Consider the following 26,542-nt stretch of genomic DNA (forward strand, 5'->3'; position numbering starts at 1 on the left):
CTTGATGAAGACTAAACTACTCAACCTTACTTTTTTGTCTACCTTTATTGTGGCTTGTTCAAGTGGCCCGCAACAGATAGAGGAAGATGTTGTTCAATCACAGAGCAGTGAAGATCTAGCAAGTATTATTGAAGATCATTGGCAGCACCAACTAGATACAAACCCTAGTTTGGCCGCCAGTTTTGGCGATGAAGATGCTGCATCCGAGCTGCCGGATTTGTCTCCTGACTTTTTAGAAGAAAAGTTTGACGATGAGCAAGCGTTACTTGAACGCGTTAAAGCGCTCGATACAGCGACGTTAACGAGTGAAGAGAAAATCAATGCGCAAATACTGACGTATCAATTACAAAATAGCGTTGATAATTACACCTATCTAACCCACCAAATGCCTTTAACGGCGGAAAGTGGCTTTCATGCCAGTATTGCATACATAGCACGTAAACCGCGTAAATCGATAGAGGATTATGAAGATTACTTGGCTCAGTTAGATGCATTGCCAGAGTATTTCGACCAGCAAATGTTTTGGATGCGACAAGGACTTGCGATAGGTAATACGCAACCGCAGGTCGTATTAAATGGTTTTGAAGATTCTATCAGCGCATTCATTGTTAATGTTGAAGATAGTGTTTATTACCAACCGTTTAAGAATATACCTGACAGTATTTCGCCTCAGCAAAAGCATGTATTAGTGCAACAAGGCAAACAAGCGGTTAAACGCAATGTGTTACCTAGTTACCGTGCGTTTTATACCTTTATGACCGAAGAGTACATGCCGGGCGCTCGCAAAACTATTGCCGCTAGCGAGTTACCTAATGGCGCATCGTTTTATCAAAATCGTGTAAATTACTTCACAACGTTAGATATTTCTGCCGATGAAGTACATGAGATTGGGGTAAGCGAAGTCGCTCGTATTCGTGAAGAAATGGCGAAAATCATTGAGCAAGTTGGCTTTGACGGAAGCTTTGAAGAATTCCTAACGTTTTTAAGAACGGACGAAAGGTTCTATCCAAAAACAGCTGAAGAGTTGTTAAAGGAAGCTGCTTACATATCTAAAAAAGCGGATGCCATGTTACCTAAGTATTTTGGCAAGTTACCACGTACACCATACGGTATTAAGCCTGTGCCTGCGGAAATAGCGCCGAAATATACGACCGGCAGATATGCTGGCGCAAGTTCAGATACTGAAGCCGGTTATTATTGGGTTAATACTTACGCATTAGACAAGCGTCCGTTATATGAAATGGAGGCGTTGACATTGCATGAAGCGGTGCCGGGGCACCATCTACAGATTTCATTAAATCGTGAGTTAACTTCGTTGCCTAACTTTAGACGTTACAGCTACATATCTGCCTTTGGTGAAGGTTGGGGCTTATACGCAGAATTCTTGGGTAAAGAAGCCGGTTTTTATAAAGACCCATATAGCGACTTTGGCCGTTTAACGTATGAAATGTGGCGAGCAGCGCGATTAGTTGTAGACACTGGCATGCACTCGAAAGGGTGGACACGTCAACAGGCGCTTGATTTTATGGCGGGTAATACAGCGTTGTCTATGCACAATGTAACCACTGAAATCGATCGCTATATCTCTTGGCCTGGACAAGCGTTGTCTTACAAAATTGGTGAACTTACTATTCGCCGTTTAAGGACTAAAGCTGAAACCGAACTGGGTGATAAATTTGATATCAGAGCGTTTCATGACGCGGTATTAGTAAACGGTTCTGTGCCCTTATCCGTGCTCGAACAGCAAATCGATACCTTTATCGAACAAAACAAATAACAAAAAGCCCGCGTCAGCGGGTTTTTTATTATTAAAGTGTTCAAAAACTTCTAGACGTCTAAACGTCTGTTTGTTAGTATTGCTAACGTTAAAAGTAAAAGAGTAATTCATCATGGCAAAAGCAACATTGGCTGGTGGCTGTTTCTGGTGCATAGAGGCGGCGTTTAATAGTGTAAAAGGCGTTAATAGTGCAGTTTCTGGTTATATGGGCGGACACGTTGAAAATCCGACATATCAGGCTGTATGTGCTGGAACAACGGGTCATGCAGAAGTTGTCGTACTTGACTATGATGAAAATGAACTGAGTTACCGCGAGATCCTAGAAATTTTCTTTTCATTGCATAATCCAACCCAGCTTAACCGTCAGGGTAATGATGTTGGCACACAATATAGAAGCGCTATCTTTTTTCATGACCAAGCACAGCAACAAGCTGCAAAAGAAATTATCACTGAAATTGAACAAGAAAAAATTTGGCCTGATCCAGTGGTGACTGAAGTAACAGAAGCAACTACGTTTTATAGCGGCGAAGCTTATCATCAAGAGTACTTCAACAATAACCCTGAAAATCAATACTGCCAAATGGTGGTTTCTCCAAAACTTGCCAAGTTTAAACAAACCTTCGCAAACAAACTTAAATAACCTTTTAAATATTTGGGGTCAGATCATGTTCTGACCCCAAATCTCCTATTTTTAGATAAACTCGTTCGTAACAGAGCCTTGCTGAACCTCGCTAAAGCTCTATGCTCTGCGGCAATTAAAGTACAAAGCGACTTCCTAATTTATACAAACTATCGCTAGCTTTTAATGCTGGGGTCAGAACATGTTCTGACCCCAAATGTTATTAGGTGTCGTAGGCGATGTGTTGGTGGATACGCACTATGACTTCGTCTGCTTTTGGATCTAGGTCTAACTTTTCACAAAATAGATTAAGGGCAGCACGGATCTGATTAACAAAGCTGCCGTAGCCATATTTACTCTCGTTATCACTGGTCGCTACAAACACTAGCTGAAAGTTTTCTACTAACTCTTTAGGGTTCCATTTGCTGATTAATCCGCAGGAGCCTTTATTTGGGTTGTATCCGAGCATTTGCAGTTCGCCCATATTTGCTGATATTTCATGAAGCGACCAACGAACAATAGGTACCAGGCCATTGGCTATTAGTGCACCATTGTTGAGATTGTATTTCTTAGCTGATTCACTAAATTTATCGGTCAAAAATGTGTATAGCGGGTTAAAAGGGTCGCTAGATTGTTTATCTACTTGTACTGTGTTTATCACTGACGGGGACAGTTCGAAATTAACTACAACGTAAGTTAACGAAGTTACCTCTGCTGGAAGCACAGTTCCTTGTGAACCGTAGCGAATAGCTATAGGCCGAAGTTTGTGTGCGATAGATTCACTCTGATACTTTTCTTTTGCAAACAAATCGAAGGTTAGATGTTGGTGGTCTCTGAATCGAATTTGCTTTGCTGGTAAGGCGATTTTATTAGCAAAAGTATTTAAAAATGTGGCGATCTTTTGGTGAAACTTGGCGGCATTTAGTCGCAAATCTTCACCTGATGCAAGAAACAATAAGGTAATTTTTTTAGCTTGTTTATCAGGGTCGCAAAAAGCCTTTGAAACACTGTGCTGCATCGGATTGTAGTAAAACAATATTTGTTGATTAGTCTGCCATTGGTGCATTTCATTGCTAAAACGCACCCGAGCAAGTTTATCATTTGCGATCAGCAGTCCATTGGTTATGGACATCTCTTTTGCTAGGGAGAAGAAAATCTCACAGAGATTATGGTACACATAATAATAAGGAGAAGCTTTGCTTGCGCTGTTGTAACTGTCAACTTGAGCTATGGGCTTGTTCAAATCAGCCAATAGTTGTGGCGATAATGGAAACTCCGCTAACAAATATTGGTTATCGCGCGCATTCTCTGGTACATAAGTTTTATGCGCGGCACTGCGCTTTCGAATAATAGACATAGGTTAAACTTTCCCTTGTTTGAAATTGGCGCCAGTGTAAAAATTGATTGTGACAGTATTGTGTATCTCGATTTTCTTCATCAAAAGTTCACAATTCATAGACAGGAACCTATTCATGATTGACGATAAAGCGGCGCTTGTAGCAGCGATTAACCAAACTATGCCGTTTGGCAAATATGCCGGTAGAAAGTTACTGACCTTACCTGAACCCTACTTAGTGTGGTTTCACAGTAATGGTTTTCCACCAGGTAAATTGGGTGAACAACTAGCGCTAATTTATGAAGTAAAATTAAATGGCTTAGAGGGAATGCTTAGGCCGCTGTTAAAATAATCTTTTAAACCTTTTTTTTATGGAAATTGAGCTGTTTATTAACATCAGGTATATGACATTCTCGTTAAAGTTTTGTTTCCATTAGAAAAGCTCTTAATCAAAGACTTGGATCTTCATGCCACTGTAAAATACCCCTAGTTTTATTAGGTTATTTGTACAATTTTCGCCTTGAATACTCGCTTTAATTCCACTTTACTTAATGAGTTGATAGCAACTTTTTTGGCTGGTTTTTGCTAATAACAATTGTCTATAAATATTAATATTATCAATAAGATATACGGAGTTGGCTAATGAGAAGACAAAAACGAGATCGTTTAGAACGCGCACATCACAATGGGTATCAAGCTGGACTCATGGGGCGCTCAAAGGAAATGTGCCCTTATAACAATGCAAACGCGAAATCTGAATGGCTCGGGGGCTGGCGAGAGGCCATGACGGACCGAAGTATGGGGTTGTTTAAGTAATTACATTGGGAGGCAAATAGCCTCCCTTTTTATTGGTTGCAAATAGGGCAACTTTCTTGCTTACCAATGGTAAATTGTTGCCACTGCATATCCATTCCATCAAATGCAAATAGGGTGTTATATTTTACCGGTAATCCGGTGATTAGTTTGATTGTATGTAGTGCCTGCATACCGGCGATGATCGATAAAACTGGGCCGACTATCCCTACCGTTTGGCAATTTACAATCGGTGCTTTTTGGCTGCTAGGAAAAAGACATTCATAGCAAGCGTTGTCTTGCTCGTTACTATTAACCACCATGTGTTGCCCATCAAACCCTGTCGCCGCGCCAACGATTAGTGGTACTTTATGGCTAACGCACAATCTGTTAAGTAGATAACGAGTTTCAATATTGTCTGTGCAATCAATGACAACATCTACCTGTGGAATATAATACTCTGCCAGTTCCTCATCCAACATTTCATCCACTACTTCAATATCAACTGCACTATTTTGGTTTTGCATGAATTGTTGCAGTGTTTCAGCTTTATTAGCGCCGACATCTTGTTCGGTAAAAAGTACTTGTCGTTGCAAGTTGGTATAATCTATATCGTCACCATCCACTAAAACAAGCTTACCAAGGCCAGCACTTCCTAGGTAGGCAACCATTGGGTTACCTAGGCCGCCCATACCAACAATAAGTACGCTTGCTTGTTGTAACTTTAGCTGACCTTGTTCGCCTATTTTGCTTACCATCATCTGGCGCGAATATCTTAATTGTTCTTGTTGGCTAAGCACGGTGCTCCTTACTATATTGCATAGGTTTTAATTGCGCTTGCTTTACATTGAATCCAAACATTTTGATTATATTCAAGCTCTAGTTGTTGATAAGAGTATGGTGTAATTTTTACGTAAAATGTTTGTTCTGCCAGCATTAACGTGACACATACATAGTTTTGATGATGAACTAGATCTTTGATAGTCGCAGGCACTTGGTTGACGATTGATGTGGCGTCGTTCTTGATCAAGTTAATACTTAAATCTTCGGCATAAATCATACATCGAATCGTATCATTTTGAACAATACCTTCAGGCAGGAGTGCGCTATAGATAGGTGTGCCATCAGGCAGCGCTAACTCACTGATCCCTTGTTCATTCATATGATTTTTGACTGTCGCCGAAAAGCTACTCAATAGTGTATGTTGGTCGCGCAAACGATGGATTGCTTCATGTATAGGACCATCTAGCACTGCGTTACCTTGCTCAATCACAACTAAATTATCAGCGATAGCTTGAATTTCGCTGAGCTGGTGGCTAACAAACAATATGATGATGTTTTGCTCGTTAGCGATTTTTTTTACTAAAGCGAGTAGAGCGCGTTTGTTGTTCTCATCAAGTGCAGAGAAGGGTTCGTCTAGCAGTAATATACTAGGCTCTGTAGCAAGGGCACGAGCCAGCGCTACACGCTGTTTTTCACCACCTGACAGTTTGGCAATAGGTTTATTTAAAAGCGCAGTGCATCCCGTTGCATCTATCCAATATTGCAAAGGCTTTTTGGCAGTTTGTTTGATGCCATAACCATAGCTGATATTTTGCTTAACCGATAAATGAGGAAACAACCTTGGTTGCTGAAATACATAGCCAACTTGACGTCTTTCAGGGGGGAGATGCACGATTGATTGTTGATTTAACATCAGTTCACTTTGCAAAAGTGTTTCAAATCCCGCTATTGCGTTTAAAAGTGTAGACTTTCCCGCCCCAGATTCTCCCCAAATTCCGGTGATTCCCGGTTGAAACGAATAGCGTACTGAAAGTTTAAAGGCGCGTTTTTCAACGCTTAAATTGACATCAAGCATCACGAGTCTCCGGTAGCAATGAAGACTGCTTTCTACTTAACCAATAGATTAACGAGAGAAACAAAACACTTCCAACGATAAGTGCTCCTGCCAAATAGTGGGCCTGTTGATAATCAAAGGCTTCAACATGATCGAAGAGCGCTATCGACAAAACTCTCGTTTCTCCAGGAATGTTACCACCTATCATTAGCACTACCCCAAACTCGCCAAGAGTATGCGCAAAAGCCAAGCAAGCGGCGGATACAATACTATGCTTGGTCAATGGGAGCACAATAGAATAAAACCGTTTAAAAGGGCCTGCTCCTAGGCTTGCTGCAGTTTGCGTATATTCATCACCTAATTGTTCAAAGGCGCGTTGTATCGGCTGCACCATAAACGGTAATGAATAGAAAATAGAGCCAATAACAATGGCCGAAAAACTAAACGCCAATTGTTGTCCGGTTGCTTGTTGCCACAGCTGGCCGGGCAATTTATCTGGGGCAAATGCGACTAACAAATAGAATCCTAATACGGTCGGCGGTAGCACTAGGGGGAGGGCAATAAACGCTTCAAGCACCACTTTGCTTTTGTGTTTTAAATTTGCCAACCACCACGCCAAAGGTATACCGATGCACAACAGGATAATGGTGCTAATAAACGCCATTTTTAGTGTTGTGGTAAGTGCAAGGATATCGGCACTCATGACTTACCTCCCTGCGCTTTGTCGTAGCCATGCTTTTCGATCACATTTTGAACTTCACTACTTAACAAATACGTGACAAACGCTTTTGCTATTGCTTGGTCTTTTGTGTTGCTAAGGATACAAACAGATTGAACAATGCGGTTGTAGCTAGCGATATCAACGCGGTGTACTTGAGCGCTCCCAACGACAAAACTTTCGCTTACTAGCGCAGCCTCTACATTGCCGGTGAGAAACTGACTGTGCGCTTGTGCAACATTGTTTGCTGTAACTAATTGAGGCTGTATTTTTTGCCACACTTTGCTGTGTTGAAGGGCTTCTTTAGCCGCAATGCCATAGGGTGCTGTCTTAGGGTTAGCAATAGCTATTTTACCCTTAACTTTATCTAGGTCTTCTATCGATGTGACCTTAGGGTTGTTACTGAACAATACGAGCTTGCCATAGGCATAGGTATTAACATAATGCGCTAGCCCTTGTTGTGATAGCTTTGCAGGGCGCAAGCTATCAGCACTGACAAAAACATCAAACGGTGCGCCAAAAGTGGCTTGTTGAAACAATACGCCCGACGCTGCTGAAATAACATCAACGTTTACCTCGTATTTTTCTTCAAATGCAGGGACTATTGCTTTTAGTGTGGGGGCAAAGTTAGTTGCAACGGCAACACGTAGCTGCTGTGAATGGGCAAAATCAGCTATTAATAAATAGCTACAAAGCAAGATAAAATTTAGTCCACGTCGTAGCAACGTTTTACTCCCAATTACTCGCTTTTTGATGATCTGAAGCCTTGGCGTCTAACCATTTTTCGCCCTGTTCAGTCGTTTCTTTTTTCCAAAAAGGGGCTTTGACCTTGAGAAAGTCCATAATAAATTCAGCACTGGCAAAGGCATCTGTTCTGTGTCGACTTGTGACGCCGACGAACACAATATTGTCGCCCAAAGACAAATGACCCACGCGATGGATAACGCGAACTTTCGATATTTGCCACTTGCTTCTTGCTTGCTTGATGATGTCGGTAAGCATTTTTTCTGTCATTTCAGGGTAATGTTCAAGAAATAAGCCTGTGACATTTTGCTGATTATTTTGCGCGCGCACACGACCGGTAAAGGTTACAGTAGCGCCATCGTCGACGTTATCCTGTTCAAGCTTGGCGATTTCATCTGCAACGCTAAAATCATTGTGCTGGATTGCTATTTCCATAGTTAGCCGCCCGTCACAGGAGGGAAGAAGGCAACCTCATCACCTTGTTTAATCGCACATTGCTCGTTAACCATTTGATGGTTTACAGATGCTAGTAACGCATTGTTGAGCAATGCTTCTTTCCAATGGGGGTTTACATCAACAAGGTGGGCTTTTAACGCAGCGATATCAGAAATATCAGTTTTGTCTATTGTTAAGCTAGAACAATCTAATTGTTCTTTTAAGGCTGCAAAAAATCGAATCGTGACCATCATGCTCTCCTTGTTAACGCTGCCAATCACCGCTTTTGCCGCCAGACTTATTTAATACTTTAATTCCCTCGATTGTCATCGACTTGTCGACGGCTTTACACATATCAAAAAGCGTTAGGCATGCAACGGATACCGCAGTAAGAGCCTCCATCTCTACACCCGTTTGTCCGGCTAATTTGCATGTTGCGAGCACACGGACTTTTTGCTGTGCTGTATCCAGTTCAAACTCGATCGTTACTTTCGTCAGCATCAGTGGATGACATAATGGAATTAAATCACTGCATTTTTTAGCCGCTTGTATGCCGGCAATACGGGCAACCGAAATAACATCGCCTTTCTTGTGCTCACCTTGGGCAATCATTGCCAAGGTAGCACTTTCCATATGGACGAAACCTTCTGCTGTTGCAATGCGCTGTGTTACCGCCTTCTCGGTAACATCCACCATATTGGCTTCGCCTTTTTCATTAAGATGGGTAAAAGACTGCGTCATCGCTAACCTCGGCTTTGGCAAAGCGTTGTTGTTTTCAAGTGAGGCACGAAGTTACATGGGCGATGGCTGGCATTTAGTTGCTCTTCAATGATTTTATCCCATGCTGTTTTACAAGCGTTGGTGGAGCCTGGTACACAGAAGATCACTGTATTATTTGCCATACCTGCAAAAGCGCGAGATTGCACCGTTGATGTGCCTATCTCGTTATAGCTAATTGCGCGAAACAGTTCCCCAAATCCTTCTATATTTTTGTCAAACAACACTTGAATTGCCTCTGGAGTGTTATCGCGAGCGGTGAATCCTGTGCCGCCGGTTGACACGATTGCATCAATATTTTCATCTGCTATCCAAGCTGATACAACGGCACGCAATTGATATACATCGTCTTTTACGATGCGCTTTTCCGCCAATTGATGGCCAGCTGCTGCCAATCTTTCTACTAGAGCTTGTCCTGACGTGTCGTTAGATTCATCACGTGTATCGGACACAGTTAATACGGCGATATTGAGTGGCATGAATGCCACATTAGATTTAACTGACATATGATTCCTTGCTATTTTGCGCTTGCAAATGCAGCGCTTTTTGCCAGTGCTCTGGCGTATTAGTATTAATAAAAGCCTGATGATGTTTAACCGATAATTGCTTGCTAGGTATTGCAGCTAACAACGATTTGATAGACGGCCCTTTACCTGAAAATTGACTGAACGCTTGGTTAAAGAATTGCTCACTAAAAGCGTTAATCGGCATATACAAAGGGAATTCATATTGTTGAAAATGAACGGCTTGTTGAGTGAGTTGCCCGGTATTTATTAGCTGCTCAAGTAACTTTGGTTGCATCAACGGCATGTCTATGGGCAATACAAGGATAGCGCTTGGGCGATAGGCTTTGATGACGCTATGGATGCCCCCGAGTGGTCCTGCATTTTCAATAATATCTGGACATTGATAGTCCTTGCCACTTACAACAATGTTCTGCACATTTGCTTGGCTTAAAAGCTGTTTGGTATGGGTAAGCATCGAATTACCTGCAAAGGATAACTGTGCTTTATCAGTGCCCATTCTGCTTGATTTGCCACCCGCAAGTATGACGCCGAGTACATTAGAACGCTCAATATTTACCATCATTACCCACCTAACATCGCCAGGTGTTTAGTGGCACCGGTTAACTTATCGTGCAGAAAATGTGTGGCTTTTTTATCGGTCATTAAAGCGGCGATTGCTTCTGTTAGTGGTTGAGTATCATCAGATTGCAGATATTGCCTTAAATCGAGCCCTTGCTCTGCAAACAAGCATAAGTGCAACTTACCCAATGCACTTATTCTTAGTCTGTTACAGCTGGCGCAGAAATCCTTGCTGTAAGGCATAATTAGGCCTATCTTTCCTTGAAAATCACTATGGAAAAACTCTTGAGCAGGTCCAGCGGTTTTACTACGAATTTCAGGCAACCAACCATCGCTTAATAACGATTGTTTGATTTGTTCTCCGCCAACATGTTGCTCTTCGAAAAATCTCACGTTATCGCCTGTTTGCATTAATTCAATTAATCGCAATGTCACCGGGGTGTGTTTTAGCCACTGCAGATATTGATTCATTGCACCCGAGGTAAAGTGGCGCATTAATACCGCGTTAACTTTTACTTTGAGTTTTGGATATTGCTGCGCCATCGCCAAACCTTCGAGAATAGTCGCTAGTTTGTCATGGCCGGTTATACGATGGAATTGTTTGGGATCTAAGCTGTCGATGCTTACGTTAAGTGCATCAAGTCCTGCATCTACCCAGCTAGGCAGCATTTGCGGTAATTTGTATCCATTGGTGGTTATAGCAACTTGTTTGATACCTGGCACGGCCTTGCACGCGGCAATAATTTCCGGTAGGTCTTTACGTAATGAGGGTTCACCACCTGTGATACGAATTTTTTCCGTACCTAGCTTGGCGAATGCGCGCACAACGCGGATGATTTCTTCAAGCGACAAAAAGTCACGATCGTTGTCACATTGATAGCCATCGGGCAAGCAATAGTTACAACGAAAGTTGCATACGTCGGTTATTGATAGGCGTAGATAATAAAACCTACGGCCAAAATTATCTGTTAGCATGTCACCTTTCCAAATGTCGGGAGGCTAGTTTGTTTCCTTACTAACCCTGGTGGCTCTGGCCACGGTGAGATTTGCATAGCTAAGCCTTAGCAAAAACCACTCGGCGAATAATTTCAGTATAACGAATATTTCATTAAGGTATAGTATAAATTCCTAATTTCTGTTTATTATCAAAGCAAAGCAGAAGTAAAACAGTATCTACATCAATTTTTGAGCGACTAGAGGAAGGTTATGTCGATTTGCGATACAGAAAATGGACTCATGTCTTTTGAGCAAGCGGTCAACTACTTAATTGACGCTATGCCCACGCCGTCTGAAACCCAGCAAATAGCAATAGAAGATGCACTAGGGCGGGTATTGGCAAAGGACGTGGTAAGTTCGATGAATGTGCCTAGTGCCGATAATTCGGCGATGGATGGTTACGCTTTCGCCTTTGACGCAATGCTCGACAACAGCCAAACATTGACGCTAGTTGGACAATCATTTGCAGGCGCTCCCTTTAATGGTTCTGTCGCGTCAGGTGAGTGTGTTCGCATCATGACCGGCGCAGTTGTGCCAGATGGGTGCGATACTGTGCAAATGCAAGAAAATGCTCAAGTAGTTTCTGAACAACTGGTTACCATAGAAAAACCTAAATACATGGGTGCCAATGTAAGAAATAAAGGAGAGGATATCTCACAAGGGCAAGTGATTTTTGCAGCGGGGCGTAAATTATCTAGTGCTGATATAGGCGTTTTGGTGTCGCTCGGTTTTGCGCACATCGATGTGTTTAAACAGCTTACTGTTGCGCTTGTAGCGACTGGCGATGAACTTAAAAGACCCGGTGAATCGCTAAAATCTGGCGACATCTACGAAACTAACAGCTATGTAGTTACAAGTATGCTTAAAAAGTTAGGTGTTAATATCCTTAATTTTGGTATTGTCGCAGATGATTTGGCGGCGATAACCAGCGCCTTCAATAGTGCTAATGAGCAAGCTGATATTGTCATTAGTAGTGGTGGAGTATCCGTAGGCGAAGCCGATTATACAAAACAGGTATTAGCTGAATTGGGCTCGGTAGATTTTTGGAAAGTTGCCATTAAACCCGGAAAACCATTCGCGTTTGGACAATTAAGCGACAGTATCTTTTTTGGCTTACCAGGTAACCCTGTTTCAGCAACTGTGACTTTTTATCAACTTGTTGTGCCTGCATTAACGCAAATGCAAGGGGCTAAATGGTCTCCAAGAAAACAAATGCGTGCCACCTTAACAGCCAATATCAGAAAACGTCCTGGACGCAAGGACTTTCAGCGTGGCATTTATACCACCAATGAAAATGGCGAAGTGTCTGTATCTACCACAGGCGCACAAGGCTCTGGCATGTTGACAAGTATGTCTGTCGCCAATTGTTTTATCGTATTGCCTGCTGAGCAAGGGAGTTTGTTTGAGGGAGAGCAGGTTCTGATTGAACCCTTTGATGCCTTGCTAACCTAATAAAAGACATACTCATTGCCCTAGTAGTTTGTGCAGCAAGATGATTGCACGTTTAAGCTGCGATGGCTTAAAGAAGTATAAGTTTATGTCGTCCCCATCGCGGTTTGTAGCTGTAAAAAAATAGTCTACACTAGTGCCGTATTGTTAATTTTGATCAAGGAATTCATATGTTTAAAAAATGGATATATGCAATGTTGCTCTTTTGTACATTGCCAGCCATTGCGCAAGACGCGTTGCAATATCAAAAACCATCAAAAGAAATTTTAGACCTAGTTGATGTCACCATGGCGCCAGCGACGTTTGTCGATGATGCACAAGAAAACATGGTGTTGTTATTTAGAAGTAACTACAAATCTATCGATGAATTGTCGAAAGAAGAAATGCGTCTAGCGGGGCTCAGGATTGACCCTAAAACTAATATAGGAAGCCGCGTCACTTATTACAATGATCTAAAAATACAACGTGTTGGCAGCGATAAGGCGATTACCGTAAAAGGCATGCCTGAAAAACCGCGTTTATCAAATTTTAGCTGGTCTCCTAATCAGCTTTACTTAGCGTTTACTCATACGACATCTACTCAGGTCGAATTATGGGTGTTAGATATTAAAGCTGTATCGGCAACTCGTTTAACTGACAAAGCCGTGAACGCAAATATGGGGGATGCAATCAATTGGCAAGCAGATAGTAAATCCTTGCTTGTGAAAATGTTGCCGGACGATAGAAAGCCTCTAATTGATTCAAGTAATGCCGTGCCAACAGGGCCAACAATTTCTGTCAGCGATGGCAAAAAGGCACAAAACCGCACGTATCAAGACCTGTTGAAAGACAAGAATGATGAATTTAACTTTGAACAACTTGCACGTTCCGCGCTGTATACAGTGTCTTTAGATAAAAACGTTGCTCCTTGGTTGCCTGCCGGTATGTATGGAAACGTGAGTGTTTCTCCTGCTGGTGACTATGTTATGGTGCAACAATTTCAGCGTCCATTTTCTTACTTAGTACCGTATCGTAGATTTCCTCACAAGATCGACGTGTACACAAATAAGGTTAAGCACGCGTTTACCGCAGCTGATGTACCTTTGATAGAAGATCTGCCGCAGGGCTTTATGGCAGTTAGGACTGGTCCGCGTCGCATTCAATGGCGCAGCGATAAACCAAATACGTTAGTTTATGCAGAGGCATTAGATGGCGGTGATCCTGAAAAGGAAGCGAACTATCGTGATCATGTGATGCAAATTGCGGCCCCATTCAAAGCTAAACCCAAACTTCTGTTAAAAACACATGGCCGAATTTACAGCTTTATTTGGAAAGACGATAGCACCGCAATTGCCATGGATTATTGGTGGAATACGCGAAATACCAAAACCTATTTGTTTAGTCCGAACCAGGCAGAAGCAGCGAAAATCATTTCAGATAGAAATTATCAAGATAGGTACAACGATCCTGGTAGTTTTGTTACCACTAAAAATGAATATTTCCGTGATGTCTTAGCTACTGACAACGGCAATGCATTTATGCTTGGCGATGGATTTACCGCTAAAGGGCAATTTCCATTTCTAGATAAAATGGATCTGCAATCATTAGAGAAAACTCGTGTATATCAGTCGACTTATACTGATAAATACGAAGCAATTAATGATTTTAACCTGAAAAATAACAGGCTATTAGTGCGTATTGAATCAAAAAGTGAGTACCCTAATTACTACTTTAGAAACTTAGAAAATAATGAACTAAAAGCGCTTACGTCGTTTACTAATCCATTTGTCAGTCTACAAAATGTTAAGAAGGAAGTTATCACCTACAAACGAGAAGACGGCTTAGACTTAACGGGTACCGTGTATCTACCGGTGGATTATAAGAAAGGTAAAAAGTATCCGATGATCTTATGGGCTTACCCAGAGGAGTTTAAGGATAAATCGAGTGCAGGCCAAAATACGCAAAACCCTAATCGTTTTATCTTCCCTTGGTACGGTTCGCCAATTTATTGGGTAACCAAGGGATACGTTGTGCTCGATGACGCGTCTTTTCCAATTGTTGGTGAAGGGGACGAAGAGCCAAATGATACTTTTAGAAAGCAACTGATCTCTAATGCAAAGGCGGCAATAGATGCGCTAGACCAACGTAATTTGATTGATAGAGAGCGTGTTGCCGTAGGTGGCCATAGTTATGGTGCCTTTATGGTGGCAAATCTGCTATCTCACTCTGATTTGTTTGCAGCGGGAATTGCGCGTTCGGGAGCATACAATCGTACGTTAACGCCGTTTGGTTTTCAGTCTGAAGAAAGGCATTATTGGGACGCCCCCGAAGTATATTACAACATGTCGCCGTTTATGCATGCCGATAAAATGAAAACACCTTTATTGTTAATTCATGGTGAAGCTGACAACAATTCAGGGACATATCCTATGCAAAGCGAACGATACTTTAATGCCTTGAAAGGTTTAGGTGCAATTACAAGGCTTGTAATGTTGCCTAAGGAAAGTCATGGCTATAGAGCAAAAGAAAGCGTATTGCATACACTCTGGGAACAAGATCAGTGGTTAGAAAAATACGTAAAAAATAAAGGGAAGTAGCATTGTTTAAGCAATAAAAAAGGAGCGCATCGCGCTCCTTTTTCAATATTTGAATTGACTATTCTTCGAAGGTAACGTTGATTTTAGTTACTTTCGCAACATCAATAATTTCAACTGTACCTTTAACTGCGTCGTTTAACTTCGCTGCAGTGCGGTCTGCACCATGCAGTGATGCAAAGTCTGCGATATCAGTACCATTACACATTACTTTAAGAGCAACTGTACTTTCTTTTAAACGATAATCTTCCAGCGTATTTTTAAGACGAATTGTGCTATTGCTTTTCGCCGCTTTACAGGTATCAATCAACGCTGTTTCCATATGTCTGTCCATTGCATTCGCATTTGATACTAATGCTGCGAATCCACCTAGTGATGCTAATGTTAATACAACTACTTTTCTTACTTTATTCATGACGTTCTCCGTTGGTTTTTAGGTCAAGCACAGTTATATAGTTGCCGTAAACAAGGAAAAAAGCTGTAAAAGTTATCGTGTTGAATGTTACGAAAACAAACGTATTTTACCTGCAACTCATCGCTAAGTTATTGATTTATATAGGCTGAGAAAAGTGTAAATTTGTCGCACTTTCATAAACTTTTACATCCGTTGTAAGTTTTGAAACATTTATTCATACATTGGTCATCTAAGACACACTTTTGTCATAAATAGTTTTTGCATTTTTAGTCAATGTACTGATAAACTACTGGTGTTTTATACAGCTTTTAATAAGGGTGACCTATGGCAGTAGAAAGTCGGTTTGTAGTTGTACGACAAGGTGAAGAGGTAAAAACATTTATGGACAAGAAGTCGGCAGATGAATATGACAAGATGTTAGACATGGCTGATAACTTAGCTGAAATGTTCGAAGCGTCTACACTTTCAATGGATGAACAACTTACAGAAGAGCTAAGTATTTATTTAGCAAAACATCGCGAGCAAGTGCTTATTGCATTGCAAGCAAAAAAACCTAAAGTGGCAAAACCTAAAAAGCCAGCATTAGTGGAAGAAAATCCTGCGGAAGTCGCGTAATTGCAATTCCCATTTCAAGTCATAAGAAGCGCTCGCCGTCAAACACTCGCAATACAAGTAAAACAAGGTGAAGTGATTGTAAGAGCGCCCGTTTATATAAGCGACGACTACATCAATCAACTTGTCGAGCGCAAACATAAATGGATTCAAAGTAAGCTTGTTTGCCAACAGCAAAAACTTGATGATCGCTTTAGTTATCAACAAGATGATAGTTTGTATTGGTTAGGACAAAAACATCGTTTTTCCGTTGAACTTGGCAGTAAAAATACGGTGCAGGTAAGTGATAAGGGCATTATCGTTGTACTTAAACCTATTGCAAACGAAAGTCAGACAAACCAAACAGTGCGTATAAAACGCGTGCTATTAAAGTGGTTAACTACAAATGCAAAGCGGGTGCTTGTGCAAAGAGTAGCCGAACTATCAGCGCTAACTGGGCTCGCGTATAACGACGTTAATGTTCGTCAATACAAAGCAAGGTGGGGCAGTTGTAACAGCCAAAAACGTATATCGTTGAATGTATTTTTAATGATGGCGCCGCCTTGGGTTGTCGATTACGTTATCATCCATGAACTGTGTCACACCCGGCATATGAACCATTCTAAAGCCTACTGGCAATTAGTGCAGCATCATTTCCCTTTGTACCGAAGTGCTAAGGCATGGCTTAATCATCGCGGCCAGCATTGCACCTTACCTTAACGTTAACTGTGTTATAACTAACTATGCATGTTTTATAACTTTTTATTTAAAGTTTTTTGTTGACTATAACTGCATTGTATAGCATTTTAATCTCATGAACGTACTAAGCCTCAACACAATTACCATTATTATTACTACCATTATTATTCGATGGTGGTCATAGGCTAGTACGCGTAAAAAGAACAAGTAAATAGCCCGTGACCCACAAAGGTTACGGGCTTTTTCTTTTTTAGAGGAAGGAAAACATGCGGGTATTAAAGTTTGGCGGTTCATCACTAGCAGATGCAAATCGATTCATGCAGGTTGCAGACATCGTGCTCGATAAGGGCAAGCATAGTGATATCGCTGTTGTTTTATCGGCGCCACAAGGCGTTACTAATCATCTTGTAGCTATGGTTGAAAATTTCGCTAACAAGGAGCAGACCGGTCAGGATTTGAACCACTTTAAATTAGCGATCACCACCATTATTGATGATTTAGCCGCTTCAATACCTAACTATGACAAACACCATGCTGAGCAAACATTAGCGCAGTGGGAAAAACAGTTATCGCAATACTTAGAAGGAGCAGCTCTGCTTACCTTTTGCCCAGCGCATATCAAAGCTATGGTGATTTCAATGGGCGAGCGCATGAGTATCGCTATACTCGCTTCTTTACTAGCGGTGCATGACGTGTCGGCTAATATTATTGAGCCAGAAAAATTCTTACGTACAAACGACGATTCGCTTAACGCGGTTGCAGACCTAGTGTTATGTAAAGATATCTTTAGTCAAAAATATAGTGACTTGTCGGGTATTTCACTAATGCCAGGCTTTATTGGCGTAGATGAACATAAACGAGTTACCACGCTGGGAAGAAATGGTTCGGATTATTCAGCGGCGGTATTGGCTGTGTGCGCGCAAGCAAAATGCTGTGAGATATGGACCGATGTTGACGGCGTATTTAATGCTGACCCTCGCATGATCAAAGATGCTAAGCTGCTTGAGTACTTGTCTTATCAAGAAGCAATGGAATTGTCCTACTTCGGTGCAAGTGTATTGCATCCCAAAACGATTGGCCCGATAGCTCAATATCATATTCCGTGCTTGATAAAAAATACTCATAATCCATCAGCGCCAGGTACTCGCATTGCCAACGATTTAGACGATAAAAAATGTGTTAAAGCCATTTCTAACCTTAACAACATCACCATGGTCAACGTGTCTGGGCCAGGTATGAAAGGCATGGTAGGTATGGCCAGTCGCGTGTTTGCAACCATGAGCAGAGAAAACATTTCGCTGGTGTTGATTAGCCAATCTAGTAGTGAATACTGTATCAGTTTCTGCATACATACGGCTGACGCACGCAGAGCGCAGCAAAGCTTAAATGAAGAATTTGAGTTGGAATTGTTAAACGGATTGCTAGAACCGGTAAAATTGGAAAGTAACTTGTCTATTGTATCGCTAATTGGCGATGGTATGCAGCAACAGCGTGGCGTAGCAGCGAAATTTTTTGGCTCTCTTGCGCAAGCACGTGTCAATGTTGTGGCAATAGCGCAAGATTCCTCTGAGCGCAGTATTTCGGTTGTTGTAGAACAGCGCAAATGCACTGATGCGATGAAAGTAAGTCATCAAAATTTCTTTTCGCATAAACCAACAATAGATGTGTTTTTGGTTGGTTGTGGTGTTGTTGGCGGCGCGCTTATTGAGCAGATGTCTCGCCAGCAAAAGAGCCTGAAAGAGCAAAACATTGACATGAAAGTGTATGGCATTGCCAATAGTAAAGGCATGGCATTCGACACCGAAGGTGTCGATTTAAGTAACTGGAAAGCAACACTGGATGGCGAAAAAGTAGCTGTCAATGTTGATAATTTAAAAGCCTTTGCACGTGAAAATCACTTGATTAACCCTGTACTGGTTGATCTAACGTCTAATGAAGATATCGCTATGTCTTACGCTGATTTTCTCGCTGAAGGCTTCCACGTAGTTACACCAAATAAGAAAGCCAATACTGCATCGATGGATTATTACCATCAAATGCGCAGCGCCGCTCAAGACACAAGGCGCAGACTATTATATGAAACGACAGTAGGTGCTGGCCTGCCGGTTATCGATACTTTGCAAAGCCTTATTAAAGCGGGTGATGAGTTAACTCAGTTTGAAGGTATTCTGTCAGGTTCATTGTCTTATATCTTCGGCAAACTAGAAGAAGGCATGACACTTTCTGAGGCGACAGAAATTGCGAAATCTAATGGTTTTACTGAACCAGACCCAAGGGATGACCTAAGCGGCATGGATGTGGCGCGTAAGCTGCTAATAATGGCAAGAGAAGCTGGTTTGCCGTTGGAGTTGTCGGATATTGCAGTGGAATCCGTATTACCTGAAAATTTTGACGCAAGTGGCGATATCGATACCTTTATGGCCAATATCAAACAACTAGATACGTCGTTTGCCGACACTGTCGCATCTGCTGCATCAGAAGGCAAAGTGTTACGCTACATTGGCGAAATCAAAGATGGAAAATGTAAAGTATCGATTCAAGCCGTAGACAATGCTCACCCACTTTATAGTATTAAAGATGGTGAAAATGCGCTGGCGATTCATTCTAGATACTATCAGCCTTTACCATTTGTTCTGCGTGGGTATGGCGCAGGTGCTGATGTAACGGCAGCTGGTGTATTTGGCGACTTACTGCGCACATTAGCCTGGGAGCAGCAACACTAATGAAAGTTTCTGTATTTGCACCAGCATCTATTGGTAATGTCAGTGTTGGCTTTGATGTGTTGGGCTTAGCGGTCACGCCTGTTGATGGCACGTTATTAGGTGACGTTGTAACCGTTGAAGAGAGTCAGATTGATACATTAGATGTCGTCGGTGAGTTTGCTGATAAGTTGCCCAAAGAAAAAGAACAAAATATCGTTTGGCATTGTTTATTATTGTTTAATGCTGCGCTTAAAGCGCAAGCGGTTGAAGTGAAAACTGTCGCGTTAAGTTTAGACAAAAAAATGCCTGTTGGCAGTGGTTTAGGCTCCAGTGCTTGCTCCGTTGTGGCGGCCTTAGTTGCTTTAAATGAATTTTATCAAAAACCATTGTCTAGCGAACATCTACTGAAGCTGATGGGAGAAATGGAAGCAAACATCAGTGGTAGCTTACATTACGACAACGTAGCACCGTGTTTCCTCGGTGGTTTGCAACTTATGGTGCCTGATGAGCAAGTCATTACACGCGATATACCATTGTTTAGTGATTGCTATTATGTAATGGCTTACCCAGGTATAACCGTGAACACAAAAGCTGCGCGCGAAATTTTGCCATCGCAATATAGTCGTGAACAGCTGATTGCATTTGGTCAAAACTTGGCAACATTTATTGATGCCAGCTATCGACAAGATAAAGCAATGGCATTTGCAATGATTAAAGATGTGGTTGCAGAGCCTTATAGAAAATCACTACTTCCTGGTTTTGAACAGGCTAAACAAGCCGTTAGTAAGCTAGGTAGCTTGGCTGCAGGGATTTCAGGGTCTGGGCCAACCATGTTTAGTGTGTATGAAACATTAGAGCAGGCAGAAACTGCCGCGACATGGCTAAAACAAAACTATTTACAATCAGATCAAGGTTTTGTTCATGTCTGTAAAGCCGACGAAGTTGGCGCAAGAATAATAGATTAAATTTTTAGAAGGAATAACACAGGTGCAATTTTATAATTTAAAAGAACCTGATGAGGTGGTCAGTTTTTCTCAAGCGGTCAAGCAAGGTTTAGGTAAAAATCAAGGGTTGTTTTTCCCTGCTTCTATACCGGCATTTGACAATGTTGACGAATTATTGTCATTACCGCTCGTTGAGCGTAGTGTGCAAATATTAAAGCCTTTTGTGGCGTCATGTTTAACCGAAGAACAACTAAAGCAAATTGTGACGAAAGCTTTCAATTTCCCAGCACAGCTTCAACCCATTTCGGAAAATCAATCGATATTAGAATTGTTTCATGGCCCAACATTAGCATTTAAAGATTTTGGCGCTCGATTTATGGCGCAGTGTTTACAAGTATTTAGTAAAGATCAAAAAATCACTATATTAACGGCTACGTCTGGTGATACAGGTGCTGCTGTTGCCCATGCTTTTCATGGCTTAGATAACATTGATGTCGTGATCTTGTATCCAAAAGGCAAGATTAGCTTGTTGCAGGAAAAAATGTTTACCACCCTAGGCGGCAATATAAAAACAGTTGCTGTTGAAGGCAGTTTTGACGATTGCCAAGCAATGGTTAAACAAGCATTTGACGATAAAGCATTTGCTAAGCAAGTGGGTTTAAACTCTGCTAATTCAATTAATATAAGTCGTTTATTGGCGCAAATCTGTTACTACTTTGAGGCGTTAGCGCAATTGTCTCGTCAAAAGAGCAAACTAGGCGATGTCGTGTTTTCTGTGCCAAGTGGTAATTTTGGTAATCTAACCGCGGGGCTTTTCGCAAAAGCTATGGGGCTGCCGATTAAACGTTTTGTTGCAGCGACAAATGCTAACGACACGGTGCCACGCTATTTGCAAACGGGGGAGTGGTCACCAAACGAAACTGTAGCGACAATTTCCAATGCAATGGATGTGAGTAATCCCAACAATTGGCCACGTGTCGAACACATGATCAAATCGGGTATTGTCGATGAATGTGTATCTTCTGTTTCCATCGACGAAGAGCAAACACAAACAGGCGTTATTCAACTCAATAAGTTGGGATACATCAGTGAACCTCATGCAGCTGTTGCCTATAAAGCACTAAAATACAGTAGTGAAGAGGGAGAACATGGTATTTTCCTTGGTACGGCGCATCCTGCTAAGTTTAAAGATGTGGTGGAAAGTATCTTAGGACAACCGATAGGGCTGCCTAAAGAGCTAGCCGATTGCGCAGGAGAGACTATTTTGTCAGTCGATCTACCTGCAGATTTTGATCAGCTAAAAACATACATTCTTGCTTAGCTGAGCGACAAGTATGAAAAAGCCTGCAGATAGCGGGCTTTTTTTATATCATATAGGCAGTATTCATTAGCCCTAAATAATCATGTTGTCTTCTTTTTTTCCAACCAACGATTGGCAATCCTTTTTTACTGAGCAGCATCAAAAAGACTACTTCAAGAATCTTGAAAAGACGCTAGCCAATAAAACAGCTAAAGCCACCGTCTATCCACTAAGCAAAGATATATTTTCAGCGTTTAATCACACATCACGTGCCGATACTAAGGTAGTTATTTTAGGGCAAGATCCTTACCACGGAGAGAATCAAGCGCACGGCTTAGCGTTTTCAGTTCAAGAAGGGGTTAAAGTGCCGCCCTCGTTGAAGAATATTTATAAAGCACTAGAGCAAGACGATGTGGCATTCACTACCCCTTCACATGGCTATTTAGTTGATTGGGCAAAGCAAGGAGTAATGCTGTTAAATGCGGTATTAACGGTGGAACAAGGTAACGCCAACGCCCATGCGGGAATAGGGTGGGAAACGTTTACTGATGCGGTGATTGCGGAAATTAATCAACAATCGACCCCATGTGTATTTATGTTGTGGGGCGGTCCGGCTCAGAAAAAAGGTGAGCAAATAGATAGTCAAAAACATCTGGTTCTAACAGCGCCGCATCCTTCACCCTTATCTGCGTATCGCGGATTCTTCGATTGCCACCATTTCTCCTTGGCGAATAACTGGCTTAAAGCGCAAAACAGAGAGCCAATTAACTGGCAATTATCTGAAAAACAATCATCGCTATTTTAAAAAAAGGCAAAACTTAGAATAGGGTTTTGCAATGGATAAATATTAAACACCTTACAGGGTGTAAATATTAATATTTTTCCATTAATGAAATGATATTGCTAAATATCAATGTTTATTGGTTTTCAATTGCTCATCAGAAGGGTTTTGAACTAAAATTCATTCAAAGCGAGGGTTTGGATTTTAGTTATGCCATTATCATTAGAACATCATTTCACACCATTTAGAGAAAACACCATTGGTGAGCAATTGTCACATGACATTGCGGGCAAAACGCAGCAAGTTGTTTATGCCGATTGGACGGCAAGCGGCCGACTCTATCAACCGATTGAAGATTACTTGAGCCAAGTCCTTGGTCCCTATGTCGCTAACACACATACTGAAACCAACCTTACTGGTACCACAATGACCAACGCTTATCACGAAGCGCAAATGGTCATAAAACAACATGTAAACGCCTGTGAAAATGATGTGCTCATTACTGATGGTGCGGGCATGACAGCGGTTATTAATAAGTTTCAACGTATACTAGGTATTCGCATTCCAGAGCGGATGCAGTCGCAAGTACATTTTGATGATATTGATAAGCCAGTGGTCTTTATCACACACATGGAACACCATTCCAATCAAACGTCTTGGAACGAATGTGATGTAACGTTAGAAATCGTTAATCCCGATGAAAATGGATTGCCGTCATTGCAACATCTCGAAGCACTGTTGCAACAATACCAAGATCGAAAGATGAAAATAGGCTCTTTTACAGCCTGCTCAAACGTGACAGGAATTAAAACGCCTTATCATGAAATGGCGGCCATGATGCACAAGCATAACGGTTTATGTTTTGTCGATTTTGCGTGCTCTGCACCTTATGTTGATATCGATATGCACCCAGCAGATTCTGCTAGGTCTCTAGATGCCATTTATTTTTCCCCACACAAATTTTTAGGCGGTCCAGGCAGTAGTGGCGTACTGCTTTTCAACAAAAGTTTATATAAAAACAAAGTCCCAGATCATCCAGGTGGCGGCACAGTAACATGGACCAACCCGTGGGGTAAGCACAGCTTTTACGACAATATTGAAGCGCGTGAAGATGGCGGTACACCTGGCTTTTTACAATGTATTCGCACGGCTTTGGCGATTAAGGTTAAAGATGCGATGGGCGTAGATAACATCCTTGCAAGGGAGTCTGACATTATCGACTATGTTATGTCAGCGCTTGATAAGAATGATCGCGTTGTCATGCTAGAAGAAAACATTAAAAACCGCCTAGCCATAGTGTCATTTTATGTCCCAGGTGTGCATCATAATTTGGTCGTACGCCTGTTAAATGACAAGTTTGGTGTTCAAACACGTGGCGGTTGTTCATGTGCAGGTACCTATGGCCATATTCTACTGAATGTTGATCAAGACCATTCAAATAGAATTACAGAGCAAATTGATTCGGGTGATTTTGCTGAAAAGCCAGGTTGGATTCGTGCCTCATTTCACCCAACCATGACAAATAAAGAAATCGCCTATGTGGTCGATGCGATTAACCAAGTCACTGCAAATATTGAACAATGGGGCAAAGGCTATAAGTTCAATCCTGCGACAGGTGACTTTGAAAACCACAACATTGCTATCGAGTACCCAACATTATCCGACTTCGACGCTTTATCTGGCAACCCGCCTAAAAAAGGCAAACTGTTCAAACTATTCGGTTAACCAAAACATTTGGGGTCAGAACATGTTCTGACCCCAAATATAATCTATACAATTCTGAATCAATAGAATAAAGCACCTATAAGCTGCGGCCTAAGGCTTGTTTCTAGAAAAATTAAAGGTGATTTTCTTATTCGATAAGTGAGTTAGAACAGCTGGGGTCAGAACATGTTCTGACCCCAAATATTAGAAATAAATAATCATTTCCGCGGCTTCGCAGTGACAATCAAATCCGCACAAGATGCATTCGTATCCAGCTAGTGCGTCTTCTCGCCATTTATCTGGGTGTGATTTAACATGTTTACCGCCGCAGCGCTCAAAGTAAGCAACAGCGCTATTGTTCGGACTTTGTTTCCACAAATGCGCAACACCAGCTTGCGCTCCTTGTAGTTTTAGTTGATCAATTGAGGCATTAAGCAAAGATTTGCCCAAGCCATATCCGCGATAAGATGAATCAACGGTCGCACATTTAAAATAGGCGACATGTTGCGGCTCTACTTGCCATAGGTCCGGTGTATTCCAGTTATCGATATGCCATTGCTCATTTGCGTAGGTTATTCGAAATCCAACCAGCTTATCCTGATCGTACGCTACAAAATTGGCATTGATATCATTCTTAATTCCTTTAGTGTACCAACTAGCTAAATTTTCTTTGGTTAAGTAGCCATCGCCATGGACAAAGTTCCCAAGCGCGATAACGCGTTCAAAATCTTCTGGCTCCATTTGACGATATTCAATGGTCTTTTGCATGTTGTGATTACCTAACTGAAAAACACGATGGATAATACCAATTGCGATTAAAATTTAATAGAATGAGTCTACACTTTCTTTAATTAGAACTCGCTTTGTACGACCCCTTAACCACATCAAAACTAGCCAATAAGCAACCGCTCGCCGATAGCTATTGGGCATCTACAGTGCCTTCAGCGCAGCTACGCACCAAACCATTAGCAACAGATATCTCAACCGACGTATTAATTATTGGCGCCGGTTATACCGGTATGTCATGTGCGCTGCATTTGGCAGAACAACATCATATTGAAGCGACTGTGATAGACGCTAATAGTGTTGCGTGGGGGTGCAGCAGTCGTAACGCTGGTTTTGTGCTTCATTCATCGGGGCGAAAAAGCTTCTCGCAAATGCAGCAGCAATGGGGCGAAGACACCATGCGTGCGGTGCACGCTGAAATGCTTGAAGGCGTAGAACGTTTAAATCAACTTATAGCGCGCGGCATCGACTGCGAGCAACAATCACCAGGCTATTTAAAGCTTGCTCATAGGCCGCGTTACTTTGAGCAGTTGAAAGCGCAGGCTGAACTTCAAAAAAAGATGTTCAATGTTGATGTAGACATTCTTTCGCGAGATCAGTTGCACCAGCAGTACGCAGCCGATCAAAATGCTTATGGGGCAATCAGGTTTGCTAAGGGCTATGGTTTAAACCCAATTAAACTCGCGCTTGGTTACAAAGACCTATTAAGCCAAGTAAATGTCTCTATCTATAGCGACACACCTGCGCTTTCAATTGAGAAACAAAACCACGGCCATATAGTACATACGCCACAGGGCAATATTCGCGCCAAAAAAATAGTATTGGCAAGTAATGGTTATACGCCAAAAGGCTTGCACCCTGTGCTTAACAACAAAACGCTACCTGTGTTATCTCAAGTGATAGTCACGCGGCCACTAACAGACCAAGAGCTGTCGCTTTGTCAATTGCAAACTAACCAAGTGATCATGGATACGAGGGCTTTAAAATATTACTACCGAAAGCTACCAGACAAGCGGATTCTGTTTGGCGGTCGCGGCGCTATCACAGGAAAAAGCGCAGAAGATCCTTACTATGCAGAGCGTTTATTAGCGGTATTAAAATCAAGTTATCCTTCGCTAAAACATGTTAGCGTAGATTATGCGTGGGCAGGGTGGATTTCAGTCGCATTAGATGAAATTCCGCATGTTTACCAAAATGCGGAAAACAATGTATTTTACGCCACCGGATACTGCGGTAGCGGTGTGAGCTTTACCTGCCAAGCAGGCAAACGCTTAGCGGATAAAGTCGCAGGAAGTGCGGTGCCTAATATTCCTTTATACCAAACCCCTTTACCCCATTTTCCACTCCCCGCATTTCGCCGCGTTGGGCAATGGGCCTATTTTCAATATGGGCGATTTAAAGACGCGTATTTTTAGCTATTTCAGACCATAAAATGATTGACTAATGCGACTAACAAATTAACCTATAGCCGAAGCCCGAAGC

Annotated in this window: 27 protein-coding genes and 1 riboswitch; of the genes, 14 read left to right on the forward strand and 13 right to left on the reverse strand. The window is 41.9% G+C overall.

Annotation, left to right across the window (positions count from 1 at the left end):
• The first annotated feature begins 4 nt into the window (after nt 1–4).
• Both QUD85_RS03450 and msrA read left to right on the forward strand, forming a co-directional pair.
• Nucleotides 5–1,777: a DUF885 domain-containing protein gene (locus QUD85_RS03450; RefSeq protein ID WP_093327873.1), complete on the forward strand. Its 1,773-nt coding sequence runs from the start codon at nt 5–7 to the stop codon at nt 1,775–1,777.
• Between the two features lie 112 nt (nt 1,778–1,889).
• Nucleotides 1,890–2,417, forward strand: a complete 528-nt coding sequence (gene msrA, locus QUD85_RS03455) for a peptide-methionine (S)-S-oxide reductase MsrA (RefSeq protein WP_093327872.1) — start codon at nt 1,890–1,892, stop codon at nt 2,415–2,417.
• Nucleotides 2,418–2,619: 202 nt separating this feature from the next.
• Here msrA and QUD85_RS03460 read toward each other — a convergent pair whose 3' ends face one another.
• On the reverse strand, nt 2,620–3,753 hold the full coding sequence (locus QUD85_RS03460; RefSeq protein ID WP_093327870.1) for a DUF3083 family protein: 1,134 nt from the start codon (nt 3,751–3,753) through the stop codon (nt 2,620–2,622).
• Nucleotides 3,754–3,868: 115 nt separating this feature from the next.
• Here QUD85_RS03460 and QUD85_RS03465 point away from each other — a divergent pair, with 115 nt between their 5' ends.
• Nucleotides 3,869–4,084, forward strand: coding sequence for a DUF3820 family protein (locus QUD85_RS03465; protein WP_093327868.1), 216 nt, complete (start codon nt 3,869–3,871; stop codon nt 4,082–4,084).
• Between the two features lie 290 nt (nt 4,085–4,374).
• Complete coding sequence (gene rmf / locus QUD85_RS03470; RefSeq protein WP_093327867.1) at nt 4,375–4,548, forward strand: ribosome modulation factor; 174 nt, start codon at nt 4,375–4,377, stop codon at nt 4,546–4,548.
• A 29-nt stretch (nt 4,549–4,577) separates the two neighbouring features.
• On the opposite strand, the gene QUD85_RS03475 is transcribed toward rmf, so the two are convergent.
• The 10 genes from QUD85_RS03475 to moaA all read right to left on the reverse strand — a co-directional run bounded on the left by QUD85_RS03475 (nt 4,578) and on the right by moaA (nt 11,095).
• The gene (locus QUD85_RS03475) at nt 4,578–5,285 is read right to left on the reverse strand and encodes a HesA/MoeB/ThiF family protein (RefSeq protein WP_286219627.1); all 708 of its coding nucleotides are present in this window, start codon (nt 5,283–5,285) and stop codon (nt 4,578–4,580) included.
• Nucleotides 5,286–5,335: 50 nt separating this feature from the next.
• Nucleotides 5,336–6,382: a molybdenum ABC transporter ATP-binding protein gene (locus QUD85_RS03480; RefSeq protein WP_093327863.1), complete on the reverse strand. Its 1,047-nt coding sequence runs from the start codon at nt 6,380–6,382 to the stop codon at nt 5,336–5,338.
• Nucleotides 6,375–7,064: a molybdate ABC transporter permease subunit gene (modB, locus tag QUD85_RS03485; protein WP_093327862.1), complete on the reverse strand. Its 690-nt coding sequence runs from the start codon at nt 7,062–7,064 to the stop codon at nt 6,375–6,377. Before modB ends, QUD85_RS03480 begins: the two co-directional genes overlap by 8 nt.
• Nucleotides 7,061–7,804, reverse strand: a complete 744-nt coding sequence (gene modA / locus QUD85_RS03490; RefSeq protein ID WP_177168839.1) for a molybdate ABC transporter substrate-binding protein — start codon at nt 7,802–7,804, stop codon at nt 7,061–7,063. Before modA ends, modB begins: the two co-directional genes overlap by 4 nt.
• 4 nt (nt 7,805–7,808) lie before the next feature.
• Complete coding sequence (gene moaE, locus QUD85_RS03495; protein ID WP_093327858.1) at nt 7,809–8,258, reverse strand: molybdopterin synthase catalytic subunit MoaE; 450 nt, start codon at nt 8,256–8,258, stop codon at nt 7,809–7,811.
• A 2-nt stretch (nt 8,259–8,260) separates the two neighbouring features.
• Nucleotides 8,261–8,512 carry a MoaD/ThiS family protein gene (locus tag QUD85_RS03500; RefSeq protein ID WP_245732054.1) on the reverse strand — a complete coding sequence of 84 codons (252 nt, stop codon included), beginning with the start codon at nt 8,510–8,512 and terminating at the stop codon, nt 8,261–8,263.
• 10 nt (nt 8,513–8,522) lie between these two features.
• Complete coding sequence (moaC, locus tag QUD85_RS03505; protein ID WP_093327855.1) at nt 8,523–8,999, reverse strand: cyclic pyranopterin monophosphate synthase MoaC; 477 nt, start codon at nt 8,997–8,999, stop codon at nt 8,523–8,525.
• 2 nt (nt 9,000–9,001) lie between these two features.
• Complete coding sequence (moaB, locus tag QUD85_RS03510; RefSeq protein WP_093327852.1) at nt 9,002–9,541, reverse strand: molybdenum cofactor biosynthesis protein B; 540 nt, start codon at nt 9,539–9,541, stop codon at nt 9,002–9,004.
• A complete protein-coding gene (gene mobA / locus QUD85_RS03515) occupies nt 9,531–10,124 on the reverse strand; it encodes a molybdenum cofactor guanylyltransferase (RefSeq protein ID WP_093327850.1) in 594 nt (197 codons plus the stop codon). Before mobA ends, moaB begins: the two co-directional genes overlap by 11 nt.
• The gene (gene moaA, locus QUD85_RS03520; RefSeq protein WP_093327848.1) at nt 10,124–11,095 is read right to left on the reverse strand and encodes a GTP 3',8-cyclase MoaA; all 972 of its coding nucleotides are present in this window, start codon (nt 11,093–11,095) and stop codon (nt 10,124–10,126) included. Before moaA ends, mobA begins: the two co-directional genes overlap by 1 nt.
• Nucleotides 11,081–11,213: riboswitch (molybdenum cofactor riboswitch) on the reverse strand. Its footprint overlaps the gene before it by 15 nt.
• A 113-nt stretch (nt 11,214–11,326) precedes the next feature.
• On the opposite strand from moaA, the gene moeA reads away from it, so the two are divergent.
• Both moeA and QUD85_RS03530 read left to right on the forward strand, forming a co-directional pair.
• Entirely contained in the window at nt 11,327–12,568 is a 1,242-nt protein-coding gene (moeA, locus tag QUD85_RS03525; RefSeq protein ID WP_093327846.1) for a molybdopterin molybdotransferase MoeA, read from the forward strand.
• A gap of 167 nt (nt 12,569–12,735) precedes the next feature.
• The gene (locus tag QUD85_RS03530; protein ID WP_093327843.1) at nt 12,736–15,141 is read left to right on the forward strand and encodes an alpha/beta hydrolase family protein; all 2,406 of its coding nucleotides are present in this window, start codon (nt 12,736–12,738) and stop codon (nt 15,139–15,141) included.
• A 58-nt stretch (nt 15,142–15,199) separates the two neighbouring features.
• Here the strand turns inward: QUD85_RS03530 and QUD85_RS03535 are convergent, their stop codons facing one another.
• Nucleotides 15,200–15,553 carry a DUF3718 domain-containing protein gene (locus tag QUD85_RS03535; RefSeq protein ID WP_093327841.1) on the reverse strand — a complete coding sequence of 118 codons (354 nt, stop codon included), beginning with the start codon at nt 15,551–15,553 and terminating at the stop codon, nt 15,200–15,202.
• Between the two features lie 324 nt (nt 15,554–15,877).
• Here QUD85_RS03535 and QUD85_RS03540 point away from each other — a divergent pair, with 324 nt between their 5' ends.
• From QUD85_RS03540 to QUD85_RS03570, 7 genes are all read left to right on the forward strand, one after another.
• Complete coding sequence (locus QUD85_RS03540) at nt 15,878–16,168, forward strand: YebG family protein (RefSeq protein ID WP_093327840.1); 291 nt, start codon at nt 15,878–15,880, stop codon at nt 16,166–16,168.
• Nucleotides 16,169–16,864, forward strand: a complete 696-nt coding sequence (locus QUD85_RS03545) for a M48 family metallopeptidase (protein WP_093327838.1) — start codon at nt 16,169–16,171, stop codon at nt 16,862–16,864. It begins immediately after the preceding gene.
• Nucleotides 16,865–17,109: 245 nt separating this feature from the next.
• On the forward strand, nt 17,110–19,566 hold the full coding sequence (gene thrA, locus QUD85_RS03550) for a bifunctional aspartate kinase/homoserine dehydrogenase I (RefSeq protein WP_093327836.1): 2,457 nt from the start codon (nt 17,110–17,112) through the stop codon (nt 19,564–19,566).
• Entirely contained in the window at nt 19,566–20,510 is a 945-nt protein-coding gene (gene thrB, locus QUD85_RS03555) for a homoserine kinase (protein WP_093327834.1), read from the forward strand. Before thrA ends, thrB begins: the two co-directional genes overlap by 1 nt.
• 22 nt (nt 20,511–20,532) lie before the next feature.
• Nucleotides 20,533–21,810 (forward strand): threonine synthase, encoded by a 1,278-nt coding sequence (thrC, locus tag QUD85_RS03560; protein ID WP_093327831.1) that lies wholly within the window; start codon nt 20,533–20,535, stop codon nt 21,808–21,810.
• A gap of 82 nt (nt 21,811–21,892) precedes the next feature.
• Entirely contained in the window at nt 21,893–22,594 is a 702-nt protein-coding gene (gene ung / locus QUD85_RS03565) for a uracil-DNA glycosylase (protein WP_093327829.1), read from the forward strand.
• Nucleotides 22,595–22,780: 186 nt separating this feature from the next.
• Complete coding sequence (locus QUD85_RS03570) at nt 22,781–24,295, forward strand: aminotransferase class V-fold PLP-dependent enzyme (RefSeq protein ID WP_093327827.1); 1,515 nt, start codon at nt 22,781–22,783, stop codon at nt 24,293–24,295.
• A 183-nt stretch (nt 24,296–24,478) separates the two neighbouring features.
• On the opposite strand, the gene QUD85_RS03575 is transcribed toward QUD85_RS03570, so the two are convergent.
• Entirely contained in the window at nt 24,479–25,042 is a 564-nt protein-coding gene (locus QUD85_RS03575; protein ID WP_177168838.1) for a GNAT family N-acetyltransferase, read from the reverse strand.
• 95 nt (nt 25,043–25,137) lie between these two features.
• On the opposite strand from QUD85_RS03575, the gene QUD85_RS03580 reads away from it, so the two are divergent.
• A complete protein-coding gene (locus QUD85_RS03580) occupies nt 25,138–26,475 on the forward strand; it encodes an NAD(P)/FAD-dependent oxidoreductase (RefSeq protein ID WP_093327825.1) in 1,338 nt (445 codons plus the stop codon).
• Nucleotides 26,476–26,542: the final 67 nt, after the last annotated feature.

This window comes from Thalassotalea agarivorans (assembly GCF_030295955.1).
Taxonomy (GTDB): Bacteria; Pseudomonadota; Gammaproteobacteria; order Enterobacterales; family Alteromonadaceae; genus Thalassotalea_D; species Thalassotalea_D agarivorans.

What these genes read in the sequence shown, in the direction of transcription:
- QUD85_RS03450 (WP_093327873.1), top strand. Translation starts at nt 5, where the DNA reads ATGAAGACTAAACTACTCAACCTTACTTTTTTGTCTACCTTTATTGTG.
- msrA (WP_093327872.1), top strand. Translation starts at nt 1,890, where the DNA reads ATGGCAAAAGCAACATTGGCTGGTGGCTGTTTCTGGTGCATAGAGGCG.
- QUD85_RS03460 (WP_093327870.1), bottom strand. Translation starts at nt 3,753, where the DNA reads ATGTCTATTATTCGAAAGCGCAGTGCCGCGCATAAAACTTATGTACCA.
- QUD85_RS03465 (WP_093327868.1), top strand. Translation starts at nt 3,869, where the DNA reads ATGATTGACGATAAAGCGGCGCTTGTAGCAGCGATTAACCAAACTATG.
- rmf (WP_093327867.1), top strand. Translation starts at nt 4,375, where the DNA reads ATGAGAAGACAAAAACGAGATCGTTTAGAACGCGCACATCACAATGGG.
- QUD85_RS03475 (WP_286219627.1), bottom strand. Translation starts at nt 5,285, where the DNA reads ATGATGGTAAGCAAAATAGGCGAACAAGGTCAGCTAAAGTTACAACAA.
- QUD85_RS03480 (WP_093327863.1), bottom strand. Translation starts at nt 6,382, where the DNA reads ATGCTTGATGTCAATTTAAGCGTTGAAAAACGCGCCTTTAAACTTTCA.
- modB (WP_093327862.1), bottom strand. Translation starts at nt 7,064, where the DNA reads ATGAGTGCCGATATCCTTGCACTTACCACAACACTAAAAATGGCGTTT.
- moaE (WP_093327858.1), bottom strand. Translation starts at nt 8,258, where the DNA reads ATGGAAATAGCAATCCAGCACAATGATTTTAGCGTTGCAGATGAAATC.
- QUD85_RS03500 (WP_245732054.1), bottom strand. Translation starts at nt 8,512, where the DNA reads ATGATGGTCACGATTCGATTTTTTGCAGCCTTAAAAGAACAATTAGAT.
- moaC (WP_093327855.1), bottom strand. Translation starts at nt 8,999, where the DNA reads ATGACGCAGTCTTTTACCCATCTTAATGAAAAAGGCGAAGCCAATATG.
- moaB (WP_093327852.1), bottom strand. Translation starts at nt 9,541, where the DNA reads ATGTCAGTTAAATCTAATGTGGCATTCATGCCACTCAATATCGCCGTA.
- mobA (WP_093327850.1), bottom strand. Translation starts at nt 10,124, where the DNA reads ATGATGGTAAATATTGAGCGTTCTAATGTACTCGGCGTCATACTTGCG.
- moaA (WP_093327848.1), bottom strand. Translation starts at nt 11,095, where the DNA reads ATGCTAACAGATAATTTTGGCCGTAGGTTTTATTATCTACGCCTATCA.
- moeA (WP_093327846.1), top strand. Translation starts at nt 11,327, where the DNA reads ATGTCGATTTGCGATACAGAAAATGGACTCATGTCTTTTGAGCAAGCG.
- QUD85_RS03530 (WP_093327843.1), top strand. Translation starts at nt 12,736, where the DNA reads ATGTTTAAAAAATGGATATATGCAATGTTGCTCTTTTGTACATTGCCA.
- QUD85_RS03535 (WP_093327841.1), bottom strand. Translation starts at nt 15,553, where the DNA reads ATGAATAAAGTAAGAAAAGTAGTTGTATTAACATTAGCATCACTAGGT.
- QUD85_RS03540 (WP_093327840.1), top strand. Translation starts at nt 15,878, where the DNA reads ATGGCAGTAGAAAGTCGGTTTGTAGTTGTACGACAAGGTGAAGAGGTA.
- thrA (WP_093327836.1), top strand. Translation starts at nt 17,110, where the DNA reads ATGCGGGTATTAAAGTTTGGCGGTTCATCACTAGCAGATGCAAATCGA.
- thrB (WP_093327834.1), top strand. Translation starts at nt 19,566, where the DNA reads ATGAAAGTTTCTGTATTTGCACCAGCATCTATTGGTAATGTCAGTGTT.
- ung (WP_093327829.1), top strand. Translation starts at nt 21,893, where the DNA reads ATGTTGTCTTCTTTTTTTCCAACCAACGATTGGCAATCCTTTTTTACT.
- QUD85_RS03570 (WP_093327827.1), top strand. Translation starts at nt 22,781, where the DNA reads ATGCCATTATCATTAGAACATCATTTCACACCATTTAGAGAAAACACC.
- QUD85_RS03575 (WP_177168838.1), bottom strand. Translation starts at nt 25,042, where the DNA reads ATGCAAAAGACCATTGAATATCGTCAAATGGAGCCAGAAGATTTTGAA.